Below are 19,126 nucleotides of genomic sequence, written 5' to 3' on the forward strand. Positions count from 1 at the left end.
CCGGCTCCCGACACGCTCCCGCCGACCCGGTGAAGGCGCTGCTGCACCGGCACCGGGATCTGTGCGAACGGGCCGTCGACCCCCTGGAGATCGCGGCCGGCCTGGAGGCCCACGGGCTGACCGACCGGGCCGCCGCCCGCTACCGGCACCGCGACGTCTTCTCGCTCGCCGAAGAGCTCTACGCCCGCGCACCCGGCATGCCCGGCGCGGCCGGGCCCGCCCCCGCGCGCCCCCCGCGCCGGGGCCCGGACACCGAGGCACGGGCAGCCGGCTGGACCCTCCTCGCGATGCTGCCCGGTGCCGCCTGCCTCGCCACCGCCGGGGCGCTCAGGGGCACCGAGGGCGCCCTCGGCGGGGAGGCCCGGTTCGCCGTCACGGCCGCCGGTGCGCTCCTCGTCCTGCTCGGCCTCCGGCTCTGCCTGCGCGGCGGCCCGCTGCGGGCGCCGGACGGCGCCGGGGGCGTCAGCCTCTACGTCTGCTGGCTCCTCGGGTACACCGTGTACGGCGACGACCTGCTCGCCCAGGTCATCAGCGGCGGCCCCGACGGCGACTGGACCGCCGCCCCGGCCCCCCTCCTCGGACTGTCGCTCGCCGTGGTCCCGGCGGCCTGGTGCGCGCACCTCTTCGGCGTACTCGCACACCGCAGGCTGGCCGGGAGCCATGCCCTGGACGAGTTCGGAGCCGGCGTGCGCCCCCTGCTGTTCGGCGCCGTCGCGCTCCAGCTCTGCGCGCTGACCGTCCTGCTCCGCCTCGCCGGCCTCGGGTACGGGGGCAGCCCCCTCCTGGCCCCGGCCGCCCTCGGCGTGCTGCTCTTCCTCGCCCGGCTGCTGGCCGTCCACGGCTTCCCGGAGGCCGCGGCGACCGGACTCGCCGCCGCGTGCGCCGTCGAAGCGGCCGGCACCTTCCTGGTCCTCGCCGGACGGCTGCCCGGGCTCGGCCTCCTCGCCCGGCCGGTCGACGTCCTCGTCGCCGCCGCCGGTCCCGGCGGAGTGCCCCTCCTCGCCTGTGGTGTGGCCGCCTCCGGGCTGCTGGTCCACGCCTCCGTCACCCTCACCCGGGCGTCCGCCCACGCCCGCGCGTGACCGGACCGCCCCCCTCCCACGCCGCGGAGCCGACGCCGCGGACCTTCCGTATCGCCAACCTCTCTCGAAGGAGACACCGGACATGACCCCCCAAACCCCAGCACCGGCAGCCCGCCGTCGGCAGCGAGGGGGCGCGTGATGAGGGTTCTGCTGCTCGGAGCCAACGGATTCCTCGGCCGCTTCGTCGCCGACCGCCTGCTCGCCGACCCCGCCGTGCACCTCACCGCGCTGGGCCGCGGCGACGACGCGGACGTGCGCTTCGACCTCGCGGGGGGCAGCCCCGGGGCGCTCACCCGCTTCCTGGACGCCGTACACCCCGGGGTCGTGGTGAACTGCGCCGGGGCCACCCGGGGCGGTGCCCGCGAACTGACCCGTCACAACACCGTCGCCGTGGCCACCGTCTGCGAGGCCATGCGCCGCAGCGGATGCAGCGCGCGCCTCGTCCAGGTCGGCTGCGCCTCGGAGTACGGGCCCTCCCAGCCCGGCTCCTCCACCGCGGAGGACGCCGTTCCCCGGCCCGGCGGCCCGTACGGCGTCAGCAAGCTCGCGGCGACCGAACTCGTCCTCGGCTCCGGACTGGACGCCGTCGTGCTCCGAGTCTTCTCACCGGTCGGGCCCGGCACCCCGGCGGGCTCCCCGCTGGGCAGGCTCGCCGAGACGATGCGCCGCGCCATCCAGTCCGGGGACCCGGAACTGAGGCTCAGCGGTCTCGGCGTACAGCGGGACTTCGTCGACGTGCGCGACGTGGCGCGCGCCGTGCACGCCGCCTCGCTCTCCGCCGCCCAGGGCGTCGTCAACATCGGCACCGGGCGCGCCGTACGCCTCCGGGACGCCGCGGCCGTCCTCGCCAGGGTCGCCGGATACGGCGGCGCGCTCCACGAGCTCGACACGCCGCCCGGCCGCCTCCCCATCGGCGCGCCCCGGACCTCCGCCGAGTCCGTCGTCGAGCACCTGGCGGCCACCCCGTCCCCGTACCCCGACGGCTGCGGCGCCTGGCAGCAGGCCGACGTGCGGACCGCCCGGGACCGGCTCGGCTGGCGTCCCCGGATCAACCTGGAGGAGTCCCTCGCCGACATCTGGATGGAGGCGGCGTGCCGTATCTGACCCGTACCGGCTCCGGCCTGCGGACCCACGGGGCCGAGCAGCCCGGGGTGGGCGTGCCCGGCTACGCCCACCCGCTGCTCGCCCCCACCGAATGGGCCGAGCTCAACCGCCCCGGGACACCGCTGCACTGGGCCGTGCTCAACATCGACGACGGTCCGGGCGCCCGCCCGGACCCGCACTGCCTGGAAGCGGCGGGACGCCTGCGCAATGCCCGGGAACGCGCCCTGCGCGACGAGACGCCGCACGACACCGTCCGGGCCGCCGGAGGCAGAGTGCTGGGCCACCTCGACCTGGCCTTCGGCAGCCGGCCCTTCGGGGAACTGCTCACGGACGCCCGGTCCTTCCTCGACTGGTACCAGGTCGGCGGCTTCTACCTCGACCGCTGCCCCGCCGACCGCCCCGGTCTGCCCGGCGTGCGCCGGCTCACCAGCACCCTCGCGGCGCTCCTCGACGACCGCCCCGGCCCGGCCGGTGACGGGCGGCTGGTCCTGGGGCACGGCACCCACCCCTACCCGGGGTACGCCGAGGCCGCCGACCAACTGGTCACCTTCCGGGGGCCGTGGACCGACTACCGCTGGTCCCAGGCCGCCGAGTGGACCGCCGCCTACCGCCCGAGCCGCTTCGCGCACTTCGTCCACGGAGTGCCCCGCACCCATCTCGAAGAGGCGATGCGCATCGCCCGCTGGCAGGGCGCGGGCACGATCTTCTTCACGGACCACAGCGGCATGCAGGGGCAAACCGACCCATTCGCGGCGCTGCCCAGCTACTGGGACGAATTCGTCTCGCGGATCGGACTTGGTATCTCGGAATGAGAAGGCGCGTGGCAGTGTTGCGGAAGAACAACCGTACGTAAATGAAGTACGTAGAAACCGACCACCTGCATTGTTGAGGTTCCTGTGTCGCTGCCCCCCTTGGTCGAGCCAGCTGCTGAGCTCACCGTCGACGAGGTCCGCAGGTACTCCCGCCACCTGATCATCCCGGATGTCGGGATGGACGGACAGAAGCGGCTGAAGAACGCGAAGGTGCTCTGTGTCGGCGCCGGCGGCCTCGGCTCGCCCGGCCTGATGTACATGGCCGCGGCCGGTGTCGGCACGCTCGGCATCGTGGAGTTCGACGAGGTCGACGAGTCGAATCTGCAGCGCCAGGTCATCCACAGCCAGGCCGACATCGGCAAGTCCAAGGCGCTGTCGGCCAAGGAGACCGTGCAGGGGATCAACCCCCTGGTGAACGTGGTCCTTCACGAGGAGCGGCTCGAGGCCGACAACGTGATGGACATCTTCTCCCAGTACGACCTGATCGTGGACGGCACGGACAACTTCGCCACCCGCTATCTCGTCAACGACGCGGCGGTCCTGCTGAACAAGCCCTACATTTGGGGCTCGATCTACCGCTTCGACGGCCAGGCGTCCGTCTTCTGGGCCGAGCACGGTCCCTGCTACCGCTGCCTCTACCCGGAGCCGCCGCCCCCCGGCATGGTCCCCTCCTGCGCCGAGGGCGGCGTCCTGGGCGTGCTCTGCGCGTCCATCGGCTCCATCCAGGTCAACGAGGCCATCAAGCTGCTCGCCGGTATCGGTGACCCGCTGGTCGGCCGTCTGATGATCTACGACGCCCTGGAGATGCAGTACCGCCAGGTGAAGGTCCGCAAGGACCCGAACTGCGCGGTCTGCGGCGAGAACCCCACCGTCACCGAGCTCATCGACTACGAGGCCTTCTGCGGCGTCGTGTCCGAGGAGGCCCAGGAGGCGGCGGCGGGCTCGACGATCACTCCCAAGCAGCTCAAGGAGTGGATCGACGAGGACCAGAAGATCGAGATCATCGACGTCCGCGAGCCGAACGAGTACGAGATCGTCTCGATCCCGGGCGCCAAGCTGATCCCGAAGGACCAGTTCCTGCTGGGCAACGCCCTGCAGGACCTCCCGCAGGACAAGCGCATCGTCCTGCACTGCAAGACCGGTGTCCGCAGCGCCGAGGTCCTCGCGGTCCTCAAGTCCGCGGGCTTCGCCGACGCGGTGCACGTCGGCGGCGGCGTCATCGGCTGGGTCAACCAGATCGAGCCCGAGAAGCCGGTCTACTAGAGACACCAGGGCATGTATGGAGGCCGGTTCCACCCCGTGGAGCCGGCCTCCTCGCGTATGCCCGGGGCGTGCCGAGCCGCGCCACCTGCCGCGGGCCGTCCGGGGTCAGTCGCAGACCGTTCCCGGGGCCGGGACCTTGCCGTCGAGCAGGTAGCCGTCCACGGCCTTCTGCACACAGGTGCTGCCGCCGTTGTACGCGCCGTGCCCCTCGCCCTTGTAGGTGAGTTCCACGCCCACCCCCTCGCCCAGCTCGGCGGCCATCGCCTTCGCGCCCGCGTACGGGGTCGCCGGGTCGCCGGTGTTGCCGATGACCAGGATGGGCGCCGCTCCGGGGGCGCTGACGTCCGGTGTGTCCCAGGTGCCCGCGACGGGCCAGCCCGTACAGGACAGCAGGCCCCATCCCAGGTAGTCGCCGAAGACGGGGGACGCCTTGCGGAACGCGGGGAGCGCCGCCTTCGTCTGTTCCACGGTGAACCGCTGCTTGGAGTCCGCGCAGCTGATGGCCGTGTTGGCGGCGCTGGAGTTGTCGTAGTGGCCGCCCTCGGTGCGGCCGTTCAGTGAGTCGGCGAGGGCGAGCAGCAGTCCGCCGTTCTTGCCGTCGGCCTCGTCGAGACCCTGCTCGAGCAGGGGCCAGGTCTCCTTGGAGTACAGGGCCGAGGCGATGCCCGTGGTGGCCTGGGTCTGCGTCAGCTCCCGTTCCCCCAGACCCGGGACGGGCTTGGTCTCCAGCTTCTCCAGCAGGTCGGCGATCCAGTCCTGGACCTCCTGGGCGGTCGTCCCGGGAAGCTTGCAGTCGTCCCGCTTCGCGCAGTCCGCGGTGAAGTTGTCCAGGGCGAGCTGGAAACCCTCGGCCTGGCCGAGGGCGGACTGCTCGGCGTCCTCGGTGGGGTCGACGACCGCGTCCAGGACGGCCCGGCCGACCTTCTCGGGGAACAGGTGCGCGTAGACGCCGCCCAGCTCGGTCCCGTAGGAGATGCCGAAGTAGTTCAGCTTGTCGTCACCGAGCACCGAGCGCAGGAGGTCCATGTCCCGGGCGGCGTTCGTCGTGCCGACGTAGGGGAGTTCCTTCCCGGAGTTCTTCTCGCAGTCCGCGACGAAGGACTTCTGGTCGTCGACGAACGCCTTCTGCTCCTTGGCGTTGTCCGGGGTGCCGTCCATCTCGTACCGGGCGTCGAGCGCCTTGTCGTCCGAGCACCGGACGCCCGCGCTGCGCCCGACGCCGCGCGGGTCGAAGCTCACCACGTCGTAGCGGGTGCGCAGCGCGTCGTACGCCGTGCCGAAGGCCGGCAGGGTCGCCACGCCCGAGGCTCCCGGCCCGCCGAAGTTGAAGACCAGGGAGCCGAGCCGGCGGTCCTGGTCCTTGGCCCGGGCGCGGACGAGTGCCAGTTCGATGGTCCGTCCGTCCGGGGCGCCGTAGTCCAGGGGGACGTCCATGAAGGAGCACTCCCAGGCCGTGCCACCGGGCAGCGGTGAGGGGGCCGTGCCGCCCCCCTGGGCGTTGTCGGGGGCGGAACAGCGCTTCCAGTCGAGCTTCTGGGACGACAGGTCCTTCGGCGTCGTCGTGGGGGACGCCGTCGAGGCGACGGAGGGACCTCCCTGGTCCGCGCCCCCGCTGTCGTCCGAACAGGCGGCCAGGGGGAGCAGCACGGTGGCGGTGGCGGCAAGGGCGGTGGCACGCAGGGCGGGGGTAGTCCTCATGGATCCATCGTGGGGCGGAGCGCCCGGGGTCGCGCGGAACCGCGGTCCATGCGGGTGTCCGCCGACGCCCCGGGCGGCCGGGCTAGAGCTCGCCCTTGCGGGTCAGCTGGTTGAAGCAGATCCAGCCCGGCAGGACCGGCAGCCACAAGGTCAGCACGCGGTACAGCAGCACCGCGGGCGCGGCGACCTCCTTCGGCAGGCCGACCGCGATCAGCCCCAGCGTCAGTGCGCCCTCGACCGCCCCCATGCCGCCCGGGGTGGGGGCCGCGGAGCCCAGGGCGTTGCCGGCGAGGAAGACCACCGCGACGCTGGCGTAGCTGAGGTGGGGGACGCCGGGGCCGCTGAAGGCGCGGATGGAGGCGTCCAGGCAGAGCACGAAGAGGCCGGTCAGCAGGAGCATGCCGCCGATGCCCGTGACGAGCTTCTGCGGGCGCTGCACGACGTCGAGCATGCGCGGTACGACTCCGGCGAACAGCGACCGCACCCGTGTCACCACGAACTTCCGCAGGAGCGGGACGGCGGTCACGATCAGCACCAGCACGGCGACCGTGAGCAGCCCCGCGATCACCGTCCTGGAGGGCGTGAGCGAGTCGGGTGTGCGTTCGGTGCCCGTCAGGTAGCCGAACAGGGCGAGCAGCAGGATGTGGCAGCCGAGCCCGAACAGCTGGGAGGCGCCCACACTCGCGACGGCGAGCCCCGGGCGCACTCCGGCGCGCTGCAGGAAGCGCGTGTTCAGCGCCACGCCCCCGACCGCCGCCGGTGCGACGATCTTCACGAACGAACCGGCCACCTGGGCCAGCACCGTCCTGCCGAACGGCACCCGTTCGGGCACGAAGCCCAGCAGGCTCATGGCCGCCGCGACGTAGCTCAGTGCGGAGAACCCCAGGGCCGCCGCCACCCAGCCCCACTCCGCCTGCTCCACGACGGCGCCGAAGTCCGCCTCGGTGACCTGTGAGATGAGGAAGTACGCGGCGATGGAACCGGCGATGAAGCTGATCAGGGTGCGCGGTTTGATGCGTTCGAGCCGGACCGGCTCGACCGGGGCCTGCGGCCGGATCAGCAGCACCTGGCGGCGGATCTGGGCCAGCATGTCCTCCTCGCGGGCCTCTTCCAGGGCATCGTCTATGGCCCGTTTCTCGGCCTGCTTCTCCGTGCGCAGCGACTTGCGCACCGCCTTGCGGTCGCCGGCCGGCGTGGCGCCGCCCGGCTCCTGCGTCCTGGCCTGCTTGGCCGCCTGCGAGGCCTCCAGCACCGCGTCGCGTTCGCGCTGCGAACGCTCGCGGGCCAGCCTGCGCAGGGTCGCCCGGGTGGAGCGGCTGAGCGCGATCGGCTGGAGGAGGGGGAGGCAGTCGGCCACGGCGTCCGGCCCGAGGACGGCCAGCGCCCCGGACACCGCCCGCTCGGCACCGACCCGCAGCCCCGTCGTGGTGAGCAGCTGGGCGACGTCCATGCGCAGGATCAGATCGCCGGCCGCGATCTCACCGCCCCGCAGGTCCGTGACGAACACCGCGCCGGAACGGTCCACCAGGATCGCGTCCCCGGTGAGCCTGCGGTGGGCGATCCGCCGCGACTGGAGCGCCCGCACCTGCTGCCAGGCGCCGCGCAGCAGCTCGTCGGTGATCTCCTCGTCCTCCATCGCGTCCAGCGAGCGCCCGCCGATGTGCTCGTAGACGAGCATCACGGCGTCCGGGCCCAGCTCGGACGTGGCGATCAGCTTGGGCGCGTTGGCCCCGGCGGCGATCGCCGCGTACGCGAGCAGGGCCTCCTGCTCCAGGGCCTGGCGCAGTGACTGGATGGAACGGCGCTGGGTGATGCTGCGCAGGGTGAACCGGCGCCACAACCGGTAGAAGAACCCCTGGGCCTGCTGTTCCCGGTCGACGACCGTCACGTCCAGGGGAGGGCCGTCCTCCAGGCTGACGAGGTAGCGGCGGCCCCGGTCGCTCTGGTCGACGCTCTCGGGGCCCTCCTCGGTGCGCATCGCCGCGACCGGGCGGAACCCGACGTGGCGCAGACCGGCCATGAGGTGCTGGCCGGTCGGGCGTACGTTCGGTGAGCCGACCGCGTACAGCGTGCCGTAGGCCACCGTCCAGCCGATCAGCACCGTCAGGGCGATCGAGAACGGGGTGGTGTAGCCGCCGACGAGCATGGCGAAGGCGTCCAGGAGCAGTACGACCCAGAGCACGATCCGCCAGCGTGGCCGCCGGGCCATCCCGACCGCCGTCATATAGGCGATGACGGGTGCGAGATAGCCGTGCACGGGGTCGGTGAGCGCGTCGCCCGGCTGGGGCTGGGTCAGCGCGTCCCGGATCGTCCCGGGGGCCGACCTGGCCACCCAGAGGTCGGTGGCCAGGGTCACCCCGTGGGCGAGCACGGCGGCGAGCACCCCGTCCGCGATGCGCAGCCCGTCACGTTTGATCAGGCGTTCGATCGCGAAGGCGACCGGTACGAGCAGCACGGCGATGCTGGAGACCAGCCCGGCGAGCTTGATCAGCAGATCGGGCGCCTGGTCGGTGCCCTTGGAGATGTCGTGTTCGAGGCCGGTCGTGGTGTTCTGGGCGAAGGCGGCGACGGCGAGGAGCAGCACGACGGCCGCGACGCCGATGAGGAGCCGCAGCAGATCGGAGGGGCGGTGCACACGGGCGGGCAGCAGCGGTTCGTCGCCCGACACGTGGTCGGGTCGCCCGACACGTGGTCGGCCGCCGCGGACGACGCGAGGGTGGAACCGGCGAGGTGGTGCCCCGGGGAGTCCTCCGGGTCACCGGACGCCCCGGGGGCCGTCCGGGCGTCGTCGGACTCCGGGGGGCCCGACGTGCCAGTTCCGCCCCGGCGCGGCTCCGCGTCGGAGGCGTCCGCCGCCTTCGGTGGCTGCACGCCCCGCTCCTTCGTCGCCTCGGAATGCTCTTCGTGTTCTCGTATCACCGGTCACCGCCCGCACGATGGTGGCACGGCCTGCAGACAGACGGGGGCATCAGGGTGCATTGCGCGGACGCGCGAAGCGCAACATACGCTTCTTTGCCTCCGTGTGTCCTCCGTGTGATCAGCGTGACACCGAACCCGCACGGTTGTCGGTGGTGTGCGGCAGGATGTACCGGATGAGCGAAGACCGGACGAGCGACGGCGCCACCGGGGACGCCCCGGAGGCGGCCGGACTGCCCGGGTACGCGGAGCGGGTCCTGGACGTCGCGGACCTGATCCCGCCGGGCCGCGTGATGACCTACGGCGACATCGCGGAGTGGCTCGGCGAGGGCGGGCCCCGGCAGGTCGGACGGGTGATGGCGCTCTACGGCGCCGCCGCGTCCTGGTGGCGCGTCGTGCGCTCCGACGGCACGCTGCTGGGCGGCCACGAGCTGCGGGCGCTGGACCGCTACCGCGAGGAGGGCACCCCCCTGCGCGAGGCCTCCCGCGGTACGGACGGACACCTTCCGCGCATCGACATGAGACGCGCCAGGTGGGACGGCACCACCGGCGGTGCCGACGGTCCGGGTGACGGCGGCCGCCCGGACGGAGGCGAGAAAGCTCACAGGTGACGGCTTCGGCCGTCGCACCGGGCGGACCGGGGCGCCGGGCCGGTGACCGCCCGGGGCCCGGCCACCGGACCCGCCGCGAGGTGAACGGCTGTGTGACCGGCAGCCACGTGACGAGCGACGCAGTCCGCGCGCCGTGTTCCGCCCCGCGGCTCGCGTAGCGTCGTCAGCGCGCGGCACCGGGCTCCCGTCCCCACCTCTTCCCGCGGGCGCCGCGCCCCGCCCCGAGCAGACCGAGTACACCCCGTACCTCCCGTACACCCACCAGGACCGGCGAACCACGTGAGCTCCTCCCCCACCACCCGGAACAGCCCGCACCGTCAGGCACGGCGGCGGGCCCCGGGTGCGTACCGGCTGGTGCGTACGCCGCCGGGCTCCGTGCCCCCTCCTGTCCTGGACGCGGCGCAGCGCGCGGTGGTTGACCACCGGGACGGGCCGCTGCTGGTCCTGGCCGGGCCGGGCACCGGTAAGACGACGACGCTCGTCGAGGCGGTCGCCGCACGGGTCGCCTCGGGGACCGATCCCGCCCGGATGCTGGTCCTGACCTTCAGCCGCAAGGCGGCGGTGGAGCTGCGCGACCGCATGACCGCCAGGCTCGGCGGCGCCCGGGGCCCGCAGGCCACCACCTTCCACTCGTACTGCTACGCGCTGGTCCGCGCCCACCAGGACGCCGACCTGTTCGCCGACCCGCTGCGCCTGCTGTCCGGACCGGAGCAGGACGTCGCGGTGCGGGAACTCCTCGCCGGACAGGCCGGCCTGGAACGGACCGGGCTCGCGCATGTGCGCTGGCCCGACGAACTGCGGGCCTGCCTGACCACCCGGGGCTTCGCCGACGAGGTGCGCGCGGTGCTCGCCCGCAGCCGCGAACTGGGCCTCGGCCCCGACGCCCTCGCCGCCTTCGCCCGCCGTACCGGCCGCCCGGACTGGAGCGCGGCCGCGCAGTTCCTCGCCGAATACCTGGACGTCCTCGACGCGCAGGGCGTCCTGGACTACGCGGAACTGGTCCACCGGGCCGTCCTGCTCGCCGAACGGCCCGAGGTCGCGAGCCGGCTCGCCGAGAGCTACGACGCGGTCTTCGTCGACGAGTACCAGGACACCGACCCCTCCCAGGTACGGCTGCTGCACGCGCTGACCGGCAACCGGACGGCCGCGCCCGGCACCGGCGGCGGCCGCACCCTGATCGCCTTCGGCGATCCGGACCAGTCGATCTACGCCTTCCGGGGCGCCGACGTGAACGGCATCCTCGACTTCCCGGACACCTTCCGCCGCTTCGACGGCGCGCCCGCCCCGGTCGGCGTGCTCACCACCTCCCGCCGGTCCGGCGCACGACTGCTGGCCGCGACCCGGCTGCTCACCCGCCGTATGCCGCTGACCCGCCTGCCCTCGGACAAGGTCCGCGCCCACCGGGAGCTGTCCGCCGTACGCGAGGGCGGCCGTGTCGAGACGTACACCTATCCGACCGCGTCCGCCGAGCTGGAGAACATCGCCGACCTCCTGCGGCGCGCACACCTGGAGGACGGCGTGCCCTGGAGGGACATGGCGGTGCTCGTGCGCGCCGGAGGGCGTTCGCTCCCCTCCGTGCGCCGTGCGCTGACCTCCGCGGGGGTGCCCCTGGAGGTGGACGGGGACGATCTCGCCCTGCGCCACGAGCCCGCCGTCGCCCCTCTTCTGACCGCGCTGCGCACGGTCGCCACGGCGGCTCTGGGGCACCCCGGTGGCGAGACGCCCCGGGGCGCCGGCCCGGAGGGCACGGGCGACGACGCGGCCGGCACGGCCGGTGAGGAGACCGCGGCCCCGGGGGGCGGCGGGGAAACGGCCGCCCCGGGGGACGACCGGGCGGCGGACCCGGCCGAAGAGGGAGCCCACCGGATCGACACCGAGACGGCGCTCACCCTGCTCACCTCCCCCCTCGGCTCCATGGACGCCGCCGATCTACGCCGCCTCGGCCGCGCCCTGCGCGACGAGGAACGGGCAGCCGGCAACCGGCTGCCGCCGCCCTCGGGGGAGCTGCTGGCCCGGGCGCTCGCCGAGCCCGAACGCCTGGTCACCCACGATCCGGCGTACGCCCGAGGGGCCCAGCGCCTCGGCGCGCTCCTGCGCACGGCACGCGAACTCCTCGAAGGCGGCGGCACCGCCGAGGAAGCCCTGTGGACCCTGTGGGACGGCACCCCCTGGCCCGGCAGGCTGGAACGGGCCGCCCTGCGCGGCGGTGCCGCCGGCCGCAACGCCGACCGGGACCTCGACGCCGTCTGCGCCCTGTTCGACGCGGCGGCCCGCGCCGAGGAACGCACCGGGGGACGCGGCGCGCTCAACTTCCTGGAGGAGGTCGACGCCCAGGACATCGCCGCCGACACCCTCTCCCGGCGTTCGGTGCGCCCGGACGCCGTACGGCTGATGACGGCGCACCGCTCCAAGGGCCTGGAGTGGCGCGTGGTGGTCGTCGCCGGGGTGCAGGAAGGGCTCTGGCCGGACCTCCGCCGCCGGGGCTCCCTCCTGGAGGCGGACCGGATCGGGCGGGACGGCCTGGCGGAACCGCTCACCCCGGGAGCCCTGCTCGCCGAGGAACGCCGCCTCTTCTACGTTGCCGCCACCCGTGCGCGTGAACGGCTCGTCGTCACCGCCGTCTAGTCACCGCCGTCAAGGCCCCCGCCGACGACGGGGACCAGCCGTCCCGGTTCCTCACCGAGCTCGGCGTGGAGCCCCGGGACGTCACGGGCCGGCCCCGTCGCCCCCTCGCGGTCGCCGCACTCGTCGCGGAGCTCCGGGCGACCACCGTCGACCCCGCGGCGTCCCAGGCCCTCCGTGACGCCGCCGCCCAACGGCTGGCCCGGCTCGCCGCGCTCACCGACGACGAGGGCCACCCCCTCGTGCCCGCGGCCCACCCGTACCGCTGGTGGGGGCTGAACGAGCCGACGCGTTCCGAGGTCCCGCTGCGCGACCGGGACCGCCCGGTCGTCCTCTCCGGGAGCGCGCTCGACCAGCTCGCCAACACCTGCGCCCTCCAGTGGTTCCTGGGCCGCGAGGTGAAGGCCGACGCCCCCGCGACGGCGGCCCAGGGCTTCGGCAACGTCGTCCACGTCCTCGCCGACGAGGTGGCGTCCGGCAGCACCCCCGCCGACCTGGACGTCCTCATGGAACGCCTCGACTCCGTGTGGAACGGCCTGGTCTTCGACGCCCCCTGGAAGTCGGCGCAGGAGAAGGACCAGGCACGGGCCGCCCTGGAGCGCTTCCTGCACTGGCACGTCATGGACCGCGCCGGCCGCACCCCCGTCGCGGGCGAACACGGATTCGACGTGACCCTGGAGGCGGGCGACTACGCCGTCCGGATCCGGGGATCCATGGACCGCGTCGAGCAGGACGCCGAGGGCCGGGCGTACGTCGTCGACTTCAAGACCGGCAAGGCCGCACCCACCAAGGACGAGGTGGCGGCCCACCCCCAGCTCGCCGTCTACCAGCTCGCGATCCGGGAAGGCGCCGTCGACGAGGTGTTCGACGGCCGCCGCCCCGCGTCGGGCGGGGCCGAGCTCGTACAGCTGCGCCAAGGGGCTCCGAAGAAGGAGGGCGGCGACGCCCTGCCCAAGGTGCAGGGCCAGGAACCGCTGGCCGGCGAGTGGGTCTCCGATCTGCTGGCGACGGCGGCCGGCCGCGTCCTGGACGAGCGCTTCACCCCCAGCACCGGCCAGCACTGCGCCCACTGCGCCTTCCGGGCCTCGTGCAGCGCACAGCCGGAGGGCCGTCATGTCGTCGAATGACGTCCTGCCGCGGCGTCACGGACGGGTTGTCGGTGGTCCCGGTTAGCCTCTGTCGGGTGTCCTCCCGCATCACCGACCCGGAACAGCTCAAGGAGCTCCTCGGGATCCCGTTCACCCCGGAGCAGACGGCCTGCATCACCGCGCCGCCCGCCCCGCAGGTGATCGTCGCCGGCGCCGGTTCCGGCAAGACGACGGTCATGGCCGCCCGGGTGGTGTGGCTGGTCGGCACCGGACAGGTCGCCCCGGAACAGGTCCTGGGCCTCACCTTCACCAACAAGGCGGCCGGAGAGCTCGCCGAGCGGGTCCGCAAGGCCCTCGTCGCGGCCGGGGTCACCGACCCGGATGTCATCGATCCGGACAACCCCCCCGGCGAACCCAGCATCTCCACCTATCACGCGTTCGCCGGCCGGCTGCTGACCGACCACGGCCTGCGGATCGGACTCGAACCCACCACCCGCCTCCTCGCCGACGCCACGCGCTACCAGCTCGCCGCCCGGGTGCTGCGCGAGGCCCCGGGCCCTTACCCCGCCCTGACCAGGTCCTTCCCCACCCTCGTCAGCGACCTGCTGGCCCTGGACGCCGAGCTCGCCGAACACCTCGTACACCCCGACGAACTGGCCCGGTACGACACCGGGCTGCTCGAAGCACTCGCCGGGGCCAAGCTCACCAACGCGGAGCTGCGCAAGGTCCCCGAGACCTCCGAGGCCCGCCGGGAGCTGCTCGGACTGACCCGGCGCTACCGCGAGGCCAAGCGGAGCCGTGACCTGCTCGACTTCGGCGACCAGATCGCCCTCTCCGCCGAACTGGCCCTCACCCGCCCCGAGGTCGGCGCCCTCCTGCGGGACGAGTTCCGGGTCGTCCTGCTCGACGAGTACCAGGACACCTCCGTGGCCCAGCGGCTGCTGCTCTCGGCGCTCTTCGGCAGCGGCCCCGGAGGCGCCACGGGACACGCCGTCACCGCCGTGGGCGACCCGTGCCAGGCCATCTACGGCTGGCGAGGCGCATCCGTCGCCAACCTGGACGACTTCCCCCGGCACTTCCCGCACGCCGACGGCACCCCCGCCACGCGCCACTCCCTCAGCGAGAACCGGCGCAGCGGCGGCCGTCTCCTCCACCTCGCCAACGGCCTCGCGGACCCCCTGCGCGCCATGCACGAGGGCGTCGAGGCCCTGCGGCCGGCGCCGGGAGCCGAGCGGGACGGGACCGTCCGCTGCGCCCTGCTGGCCACCCACGCCGAGGAGATCGACTGGCTCGGCGACTCACTCGCCCACCTCGTGCGGACCGGCACGGCTCCCGGGGAGATCGCCGTCCTGTGCCGCACCGCCGGCGACTTCCCCCGCATCCAGGCCGCACTCGTCGCCCGGGACGTCCCGGTCGAGGTCGTCGGGCTCTCCGGGCTGCTGCACCTCCCGGAGGTCGCCGACCTCGTCGCCGTCTGCGAGGTGCTCCAGGACCCCGGCGCCAACGCCTCCCTGGTCAGGCTGCTCACCGGTCCGCGCTGGCGGATCGGCCCCCGGGACCTCGCCCTGCTGGGGCGCCGGGCCCGCCTCCTGGTCCACCACGCCTCGCACGGGGACGACACCGACCCGGGCCGCCGGCTCGCGGAGGCCGTCGAGGGCGTCGACCCCGCCGAGGTGATCTCCCTCGCCGACGCCCTCGACACCTTCCTGGAATCGGGCGGCCACCAGGACGACCAGCTGCCGTTCTCGGCCGAGGCCCGCGTCCGGTACGCCCGGCTCGCCACCGAGCTGCGCGAACTGCGCCGGTCACTGGCCGATCCGCTCATGGACGTACTGCACCGGGTCCTCTCCACCACGGGCCTGGAGGTCGAGCTCTCCGCCTCGCCGCACGCGCTCGCCGCCCGGCGCCGGGAGACCCTCGCCAACTTCCTGGACGTCGCGGCCGGTTTCGCGGCGGTCGACGGGGAGGCCACCCTGCTCGCCTTCCTCGGCTTCCTGCGCACCGCCGCCCAGTACGAGAAGGGCCTGGACAACGCGCTGCCCGGCGGCGAGAACACCGTCAAGGTCCTCACCGCCCACAAGTCCAAGGGGCTGGAGTGGGACGTCGTCGCCGTACCCGGGCTCGTCAACGGCCAGTTCCCCAGCACCCAGTCCCGGGACGCCTGGACCGCGCAGTCCAAGGTCCTGCCGCACGCACTGCGCGGCGACGCGGCCACCCTCCCGGACGTCGCCTCCTGGGACGCCAAGGGGCTCAAGGCGTTCAAGGACGAGATGAAGGCGCACCAGCACACCGAGGAGCTGCGCCTGGGGTACGTCACCTTCACCCGGCCGCGCAGCCTGCTCCTCGGCTCCGGGCACTGGTGGGGCCCGTCCCAGAAGAAGCCCCGCGGTCCGTCCGCCTTCCTGGACGCGCTGTACGAGCACTGCGCGGCCGGCCACGGCGAGATCGAGGTCTGGGCGGACGAGCCCGGGCCGGACGAGCTAAATCCGGCCCTCCGGGAGCGGGAGGAGGAGCTGGCGTGGCCCCTGCCGCTGGACGAGACGTCCCTGGCCCGCCGCAGGGCCGCCCGCGACACCGTGCTGGCCCACCTGGAGAGCCTGGCCGCCGCACCGCCCGGCCCGGCGGCCCGGGACGGGCTTCCGGGACACGACGAGCCCGTGGACCCGCTGTACGGAGAGGAGCCGCCTCCGTACGAGGAGGAACCGCCGTACGAGGAGGAACCGCCGTACGACGAGGAGCCTCCGTACGAGGAGGAGCCTCCGTACGACGACGAGGAGGCCGCCTCACCCGAGCCGCGCGTCCCCAGCGCCCGTACCCCGTCCGACGGCCCTGACCTCACCCCCGAGGAGACCCGGACACTCGCCTCCTGGGACCGCGACCTCGACGCCCTGGCCGGTGAGCTGCGCCGGGCCCGCGCGACCGTGCACGACGTCGTCGTGCCCGCCTCGCTCTCGGCCACCCAGCTGCTGCACCTCGCCGACGACCCCGACGGCTTCGCCCGCGAGCTGGCCCGCCCCATGCCCAGGCCCCCCCAGCCCGCCGCCCGCCGGGGGACCCGGTTCCACGCCTGGGTGGAGTCCCGCTTCGAGGAACTGCCGCTGCCCATGCTCGGCCCGGACGAGCTCCCCGGAGGCGACGACCGCGAGGCGGAGATCGCCGACGAGCGGGACCTCGCCGAGCTCAAGGAGGCGTTCGAGCGCACGGCGTACGCCCGGCGCACCCCGTACCGGGTCGAGACCCCGTTCCAGATCGTCCTGGCGGGCCGGGTGATCCGCGGCCGGATCGACGCGGTGTACCGCACGGGTGACGGTGACGAGATCGTGGACTGGAAGACCGCGCGGCACCGCACCGCCGACCCGCTCCAGCTCGCCGTCTACCGCCTGGCCTGGGCCGAACTGCACGGTCTCCCGCCGGAAGCGGTCACCGCGACCTTCCTCTACGTCCGCACCGGTGAGACCGTCCGGCCCACCGGACTGCCGGGCCGGGCGGAGCTGGAACGTCTCCTGCTGGACGAGCCACCTCCGCGGGGCCGATAGGCTCAAGACCATGAGCGACACCCCGGACAGCGCCGTCCGTACGTACATCCGGCACCACCGAACAGCCTTTCTCGACGACCTCGCCGAGTGGCTGCGCATCCCCTCCGTGTCCGCCCAGCCGGAGCACGACAAGGACGTACGGCGCAGTGCCGAATGGCTGTCCGCCGCGCTGAAGGAGACCGGTTTCCCGGTCACCGAGATCTGGGAGACCCCCGGCGCCCCGGCGGTCTTCGCCGAGTGGCCCTCGGACGACCCGGACGCACCCGTCGTGCTCGTCTACGGCCACCACGACGTGCAGCCGGCCGCCCGCGAGGACGGCTGGCACAGCGACCCCTTCGAACCGGAGGTCCGCGACGGCAGGATGTACGGACGCGGCGCCGCCGACGACAAGGGCCAGGTGTTCTTCCACACCCTGGGCGTCCGGGCGCACCTCGCCGCCACCGGCCGTACCGCCCCCGCCGTACACCTCAAGCTCCTCGTCGAAGGCGAGGAGGAGTCCGGCTCCCCGCACTTCCGCGAGCTGGTCGAACAGCGGGCGGACCGCCTCGCCGCCGACGCCGTGATCGTCTCCGACACCGGGATGTGGGACGAGGACACCCCGACCGTCTGCACCGGTATGCGCGGGCTCGCCGAGTGCGAGATCGAGCTGCACGGCCCGGCCCAGGACATCCACTCCGGGTCGTTCGGCGGAGCGGTACCCAACCCGGCGACCGCCCTGGCCCGTCTGGTCGCCGAGCTCCACGACGCGGACGGCAGGGTCGCCGTCCCCGGCTTCTACGACGGCGTGGCCGAACTCACCGACACCGAGCGGGCCCTCTTCGCCCAGCTCCCCTTCGACGAGGAGAGGTGGCTGCGCACCGCCGCCTCGCAGGCCACCGCGGGCGAGGCCGGCTACTCCACCCTGGAGCGGCTCTGGGCCCGGCCCACCGCCGAGGCGGCATCGGCGGCGGCTACCAGGGCGCGGGCAGCAAGACCGTCGTCCCCGCGTCCGCGCTGGTGAAGCTGAGCTTCCGGCTCGTCGCCGGCCAGGACCCCGACCACGTCCAGAACGCCGTACGCGCCTGGGCCGAGGCCCGGATCCCGGCCGGAATCCGTCACCGGATCACCTTCGCGCCCGCCACCCGCCCCTGTCTGACCCCGCTGGACCACCCCGCCCTCCAGGCGGTCTCCCGCGCCATGGGGCGCGCCTTCGGCAAGGAGATCCTCTTCACCCGTGAGGGCGGCTCCGGGCCCGCCGCCGACCTCCAGGACGTGCTCGACGCCCCCGTCCTCTTCCTGGGCATCTCCGTACCGTCCGACGGCTGGCACGGCCCCGACGAGAAGGTCGAACTCGATCTCCTCCTCAAAGGAGCGGAAACCACCGCCCACCTCTGGGGTGAGCTGGCCACCGCACTCCGCTGAATCTCTGAACGCCCGATCCACCCCCGGGGGAGTAGGAAGCACCTGTGAGCACCTTCGACAACGCCACCGCGGACCGGCCCATCGGTCTCACCGCGCCCAGCGGCATCGACCGCGCCGCGCACCACCGGCTCGACGAGGCCTGGCTCGCCGCGGCCTGGAGCCACCCGACGACCAGGGTCTTCGTCGTCTCCGGGGGCCAGGCGCTCATCGACGACACCCCGGACGGCGGCACCGAACTCGTCATGACGCCGTCCTTCGAGGCGCCGCTCACCGAGACGCACCGCTACTTCCTGGGCACCGACGAGAAAGGCGTGCGCTACTTCGCGCTCCAGAAGGACTCGCTGCCGGGCCGCATGGACCAGTCGGCACGTCCGGCCGGGCTCCGCGAGGCCGGAATGCTCCTCGGTCCGCGGGACGGCGCGCTGATGGCGCACGCGGTGGCCCTGGAGAACTGGCAGCGGCTGCACCGCTTCTGCTCACGCTGCGGCGAACGCACCGTGATCGCGGCGGCGGGCCACATCCGCCGCTGCCAGGCATGCGGGGCGGAGCACTACCCCCGGACGGACCCCGCGGTGATCATGCTCGTCACGGACGACCAGGACCGCGCCCTGCTGGGTCGCCAGGTGCACTGGCCCGAGGGCCGCTTCTCGACGCTCGCGGGCTTCGTCGAGCCGGGGGAGTCCATCGAGCAGGCCGTCGCCCGGGAGGTGTTCGAGGAGGCGGGCATCACCATCGCCGAGGTCGAGTACGTCGCCAGCCAGCCCTGGCCGTTCCCTTCCAGCCTGATGCTGGGCTTCATGGCGCGCGCCGGGTCCTCGGAGATCGAGGTCGACGGTGAGGAGATCGAGGAGGCGCGCTGGTTCTCCCGCGAGGAGCTGACGGCCGCCTTCGAGTCGGGCGAGGTCCTGCCGCCCTTCGGCCTCTCGATCGCCGCCCGCCTGATCGAGATCTGGTACGGCAAGCCGCTCCCCAGGCCGGGCGGTGCCGCGGCCT

8 protein-coding genes and 3 pseudogenes are annotated in these 19,126 nt (G+C 73.7%); 9 read left to right on the forward strand and 2 right to left on the reverse strand.

Features of this window, described 5'->3' with window-relative positions; all coding sequences use genetic code 11:
* From IH13_RS0109900 to moeZ, 4 genes and pseudogenes are all read left to right on the forward strand, one after another.
* A pseudogene (locus tag IH13_RS0109900) lies at positions 1–1,082 on the forward strand (hypothetical protein); the annotation flags it as partial.
* A 138-nt stretch (positions 1,083–1,220) separates the two neighbouring features.
* Positions 1,221–2,186, forward strand: coding sequence for an NAD-dependent epimerase/dehydratase family protein (locus IH13_RS0109905; protein ID WP_031082970.1), 966 nt, complete (start codon positions 1,221–1,223; stop codon positions 2,184–2,186).
* A complete protein-coding gene (locus IH13_RS0109910; protein ID WP_031082972.1) occupies positions 2,174–2,998 on the forward strand; it encodes a spherulation-specific family 4 protein in 825 nt (274 codons plus the stop codon). The genes IH13_RS0109905 and IH13_RS0109910 overlap by 13 nt, the downstream gene beginning before the upstream one ends.
* Before the next feature lie 84 nt (positions 2,999–3,082).
* Entirely contained in the window at positions 3,083–4,261 is a 1,179-nt protein-coding gene (gene moeZ, locus IH13_RS0109915; protein WP_031082974.1) for an adenylyltransferase/sulfurtransferase MoeZ, read from the forward strand.
* A gap of 105 nt (positions 4,262–4,366) precedes the next feature.
* On the opposite strand, the gene IH13_RS0109920 is transcribed toward moeZ, so the two are convergent.
* Both IH13_RS0109920 and IH13_RS37125 read right to left on the reverse strand, forming a co-directional pair.
* Positions 4,367–5,959: an alpha/beta hydrolase gene (locus tag IH13_RS0109920; protein ID WP_031082976.1), complete on the reverse strand. Its 1,593-nt coding sequence runs from the start codon at positions 5,957–5,959 to the stop codon at positions 4,367–4,369.
* Between the two features lie 82 nt (positions 5,960–6,041).
* Positions 6,042–8,627 carry a lysylphosphatidylglycerol synthase transmembrane domain-containing protein gene (locus IH13_RS37125; protein WP_234433261.1) on the reverse strand — a complete coding sequence of 862 codons (2,586 nt, stop codon included), beginning with the start codon at positions 8,625–8,627 and terminating at the stop codon, positions 6,042–6,044.
* 424 nt (positions 8,628–9,051) lie between these two features.
* Between IH13_RS37125 and IH13_RS0109930 the strand changes: the two genes are divergently transcribed.
* The 5 genes and pseudogenes from IH13_RS0109930 to nudC all read left to right on the forward strand — a co-directional run.
* Complete coding sequence (locus IH13_RS0109930; RefSeq protein WP_031082978.1) at positions 9,052–9,486, forward strand: MGMT family protein; 435 nt, start codon at positions 9,052–9,054, stop codon at positions 9,484–9,486.
* Positions 9,487–9,765: 279 nt separating this feature from the next.
* A pseudogene (locus IH13_RS37130) lies at positions 9,766–13,235 on the forward strand (ATP-dependent helicase).
* Between the two features lie 56 nt (positions 13,236–13,291).
* Complete coding sequence (locus IH13_RS0109940) at positions 13,292–16,732, forward strand: ATP-dependent DNA helicase (protein ID WP_031082980.1); 3,441 nt, start codon at positions 13,292–13,294, stop codon at positions 16,730–16,732.
* Positions 16,733–16,742: 10 nt separating this feature from the next.
* A pseudogene (locus IH13_RS37135) lies at positions 16,743–18,133 on the forward strand (dipeptidase).
* Between the two features lie 44 nt (positions 18,134–18,177).
* Positions 18,178–19,126 (forward strand): NAD(+) diphosphatase (nudC, locus tag IH13_RS0109950; RefSeq protein ID WP_031082982.1); only part of this gene is annotated, 949 nt, incomplete at its 3' end.

It is taken from the genome of Streptomyces sp. NRRL WC-3549 (assembly GCF_000721935.1).
Classification (GTDB): Bacteria; Actinomycetota; Actinomycetes; order Streptomycetales; family Streptomycetaceae; genus Streptomyces.